Source organism: Gordonia sp. UBA7860 (assembly GCF_002500165.1).
Classification (GTDB): domain Bacteria; phylum Actinomycetota; class Actinomycetes; order Mycobacteriales; family Mycobacteriaceae; genus Gordonia; species Gordonia sputi.
In genome coordinates, this window is sequence record NZ_DLSO01000203.1 from 1 (window position 1) to 3804 (window position 3804).

Below are 3804 nucleotides of genomic sequence, written 5' to 3' on the forward strand. Positions count from 1 at the left end.
GTTGCGGTTCAAACACTCGTCACGCAGCCGGTTGTTGAACGACTCGATGAACCCGTTGTTCCACGGCGTGCCGGGCGGAATGTAGGAGATCCCCACCGACCCTGCACAGAAGTCGCGCAGGGCTTCTGAGATGAACTCAGGGCCGTTGTCCATGCGCAGCACCATGGGCGGGCCAGCCCAGATCGCGAAAGTCTTCTCCAACTCCTCGATCAGCCGTTCGGCGGTGATCGAGCGGTCCACGATGTTCAGCAGCGATAGCCGGGTGTGCTCGTCCACCATCGACGCGATCTTTATCGTCTTACCGTCGACAGAGGAATCGAACTGAAAGTCCAACGCCCACACCACTTTCGGTGCGTCCGCGACCACGACCGGCACCGACGATTGGCCGACCCGTTTGCGCCGCGGAGCACGCCGCACTTGCAGGCCCTCCTCCTTCCACAGTCGATGCACCCTCTTCTTGTTGATCTCGATGCCGTCGTCGAAGCGCAGGTGCGCCCACGCTCGCCGGAACCCGTGCCGCGGGTGTTTGCGGGCATAGGTGCGCAACTGGTCACGCAGTGCGGCGTCCGGATCGGCTGGCGTGCGTGCGTGCGGTAGCCGACGGTAGGCCGACCTGGAAAGCCCAACGACCTTGCACGCCATACGTTCTGACATGCTCTTCACGTCCTTGAGCATGTCGATGGCGGCACGTTTGGCAGTTGGGCTCAGAATTTTCCCTTCGCGATCTCCCGCAACGCGTCCTTCTCCAACTCCGCGTCAGCCAGTAGCCGCTTGAGACGGCTATTCTGCTCGCGCAGCTCTTTGAGTTCCTTCGTCGCGTCGCCATCCATGCCGCCGTACTGGCGGCGCCAGTTGTACAACGTCGCCGCCGACACCTCGAGATCAGCGGCGATCTCCTCGCCGGTCTTGCCTTCCGCAGCCAACTCATCGGCCCGGCGCAGCTTGCGCACGATGTCCTCCGCCGAGTGACGCTTACGTCCTGCCATGATCCTCATCGTCCCTTCTCCGCCCTCATCAGGGCAATCAGGACTCTAGAACCAACCGGACCGGTTCACGGGGGACAGGCCACCGGATTCGCTCAAAGCTGCGTTGACGATATCGTTGAGTTCGTCGAGTCGACGCGATTGCGTGTCAAGGTTAAGTTCAATTTCGTCGTCGCTCATCTGCTGGTCATTTCAGGAATTCGGTCGCGCACAACCTCGAGTGTTGCCGTCGCGGAACGTATCTCATCGAGTTCGACTTTCAAGGATTTGATCTGACTCTTGAGGTCCTCATTTTCTTTTTCAGTGGCAGATTTTTCTTTCTTCAGTGTATTTATCTTCTCGACCAGGAAACTTGTGGTGTCACTCATGTCATTGATTCGCTCCTGCAAGCTTTCCACAACTCGCCGCATCTTCTCTTCGCGATTTGGAGACTCCACGAGGACCATGCGAGCAAGTAGGTCGAGCTTGACAGCTTCGGCGGCGACCGTCCGTGACGCAATCGGACTGAACCGCGTTCCAGCCGCCGCGGCGCCTGCGAAAGCAACTCCTCCAGCCCCAGTCAACAGAAGGGTCCCGCCTGCTACACCGAAACCGCCAGCGGCGAGTGATCCGCCGCCGAGGGCGGCCAGGCCGGCGGAGGTCGCAGCGGCTCCGGTGAGTCCCATGGTTCCGCCGATCGCAGCGCCTATTGCTGGGGCTGCCCAGCCCGCAGTCGCCACGCCCACCCCTGCTCCGACAACCGTTGCGGCAGCGACTCGACCCCATTTGATCGACTTGCGCCGGAGTGCCTTCATCAGGCTCTCGAACTCTTGCGTTGCCGCCTTCAGGTCGCCCTCACGAAGCCCGACTAGTTCACTCGCCGCCTCGTTCAGGCCCGATTCTCGGGCCTTCTTCTCCCAGTGGGTTCCGTCATCCCACGGACTGAACGTCAGCAGCTCCACAAGCACCACCAGGGCCGCCGAGCGCTTCTCTACCTGACCAGCCAACCCAGTAGCTAAGCCAGCGAAGATCTCCACCTGCTCCCGTCCATTGCGAGTTCGGAATCCAGCAAGTTCCTGGGGCACCCAGTCGAGTTGGTCATCGGGAACAGTGGCAGCGTATGCGTCAGAGACAAAACGGTAGGAAGCTCTTCTCTTGCTTGCCCGCACCTTGGGTTTGTTCGCCGCATCAATGTCCTCTAGCAGCATCCGGGCTTGCAGGGTGCAGACAGTGAGCGTCTGCAGCGGACTCAGTCTTAGCTCCTCGGCCACCTGGTCTGCGGTCACGTCTTTCATCTCGTCCTCACGATTCATCGATTGAATGGCGGAACTCTATCGCTTGGCTATGACAACAGGAGACTCGTTTGCATCAGGCTCAACTTTCTCGCCCCTCGGGAGGTGCTCGCGCGGCGTCGAGTCGCTGATCGCGTAGTGGCCGTGCGGCGAGGGCATCCGGGAACTAGAGCGGCAGGCGAAGAGAGTTGCGACATTGCAAGTTGAGCTGAAGAATCCATGAAGCCGGTCTCTTGCCAGCTAGCCGTGGTTCACAGTCACGTTCCATATCTCCGGGGGCCAACTCGGCCGGAAGCTCCCCGCCGAGATTCACGACGCGACGATGGGGCTTCGTCGTTGCCCGTCAAGTACCCTCCGACGGACGCTCGCATCAGCCAATGCTGGCCGGAATGGTGACATCATCTCGGCCGCACCACAGCCCCACGGTTGGTCCCTCCCTTGAGCGTGGCTGTTCTCTGCGCAGGAATCTGTCGCGCTCTTTCTGGCGTGTCCCCCGTGAGCCGGTCCGGGTTGTTTTAGAGTCCTGATTGCCCTGATGAGGGCGGAGAAGGGACGATGAGGATCATGGCAGGACGTAAGCGTCACTCGGCGGAGGACATCGTGCGCAAATTGCGCCGGGCCGATGAGTTGGCTGCGGAAGGCAAGACCGGCGAGGAGATCGCCGCTGATCTCGAGGTGTCGGCGGCGACGTTGTACAACTGGCGCCGCCAGTACGGCGGCATGGACGGTGACGCCGCGAAGGAACTCAAAGAGCTGCGCGAGCAGAATAGCCGTCTCAAGCGGTTGCTCGCCGATGCCGAACTCGAGAAAGACGCGCTGCGGGAGATCGCCAAGGGAAAATTCTGAGCCCGACCGCCAAACGTGCCGCCATCGACATGCTCAAAGACGTCAAGAACATGTCAGAACGTATGGCGTGCAGGGTAGTTGGGCTTTCCCGTTCCGCCTATCGACGGCTGCCGCACGCACACACCCCGGCCGATCCGGACGCCGCACTGCGCGAGCAGCTACGCACGTATGCCCGCAAGAACCCCCGGCACGGGTTCCGGCGCGCGTGGGCGCACCTGCGCTTCGACGACGGCATCGAGATCAACAAGAAGAAAGTGCATCGGTTGTGGAAGGAGGAGGGCCTGCAAGTGCGGCGTGCTCCGCGCCGCAAACGCGCCGGCCAGTCATCGGTCCCGGTCGTTGTCGCGGACGCACCGAAAGTGGTGTGGGCATTGGACTTTCAGTTCGATTCCACCGTGGATGGGAAGAAGATCAAGATCGCGTCGATGGTGGACGAGCACACCCGGATGTCGTTGCTGAACATCGTGGACCGCTCGATTCCGGCTGAGCGGTTGATCGAGGAGTTGGAGAAGACGTTCGCGATCTGGGGTGGCCCGCCGATGGTGCTGCGCATGGACAACGGCCCTGAGTTCATCTCAGAAGCCCTGCAGGCGTTCTGTGCAGGGTCGGTGGGGATCTCCTACATTCCGCCCGGCACGCCGTGGAACAACGGGTTCATCGAGTCGTTCAACAACCGGTTGCGCGACGAGTGTTTGAACCGCAAC

At 61.3% G+C, this 3804-nt stretch carries 6 protein-coding genes; 2 read left to right on the plus strand and 4 right to left on the minus strand.

Annotated features, from left to right (window positions below; genetic code table 11):
• From B3T59_RS23770 to B3T59_RS23785, 4 genes are all read right to left on the minus strand, one after another.
• A partial coding sequence (locus B3T59_RS23770; protein ID WP_287005291.1) for a DDE-type integrase/transposase/recombinase occupies positions 1-654 on the minus strand: 654 nt, incomplete at its 3' end.
• Between the two features lie 50 nt (positions 655-704).
• A complete protein-coding gene (locus B3T59_RS23775) occupies positions 705-986 on the minus strand; it encodes a transposase (protein WP_064866354.1) in 282 nt (93 codons plus the stop codon).
• A 45-nt stretch (positions 987-1031) separates the two neighbouring features.
• The gene (locus B3T59_RS23780; protein WP_287005289.1) at positions 1032-1163 is read right to left on the minus strand and encodes a hypothetical protein; all 132 of its coding nucleotides are present in this window, start codon (positions 1161-1163) and stop codon (positions 1032-1034) included.
• Positions 1160-2275: a hypothetical protein gene (locus tag B3T59_RS23785; RefSeq protein ID WP_064904259.1), complete on the minus strand. Its 1116-nt coding sequence runs from the start codon at positions 2273-2275 to the stop codon at positions 1160-1162. The genes B3T59_RS23780 and B3T59_RS23785 overlap by 4 nt, the downstream gene beginning before the upstream one ends.
• A gap of 543 nt (positions 2276-2818) precedes the next feature.
• Between B3T59_RS23785 and B3T59_RS23790 the strand changes: the two genes are divergently transcribed.
• A complete protein-coding gene (locus B3T59_RS23790; protein ID WP_006368849.1) occupies positions 2819-3100 on the plus strand; it encodes a transposase in 282 nt (93 codons plus the stop codon).
• 29 nt (positions 3101-3129) lie between these two features.
• The coding region (locus tag B3T59_RS23795) for an IS3 family transposase (RefSeq protein ID WP_287005290.1) at positions 3130-3804 on the plus strand (675 nt) is incomplete at its 3' end.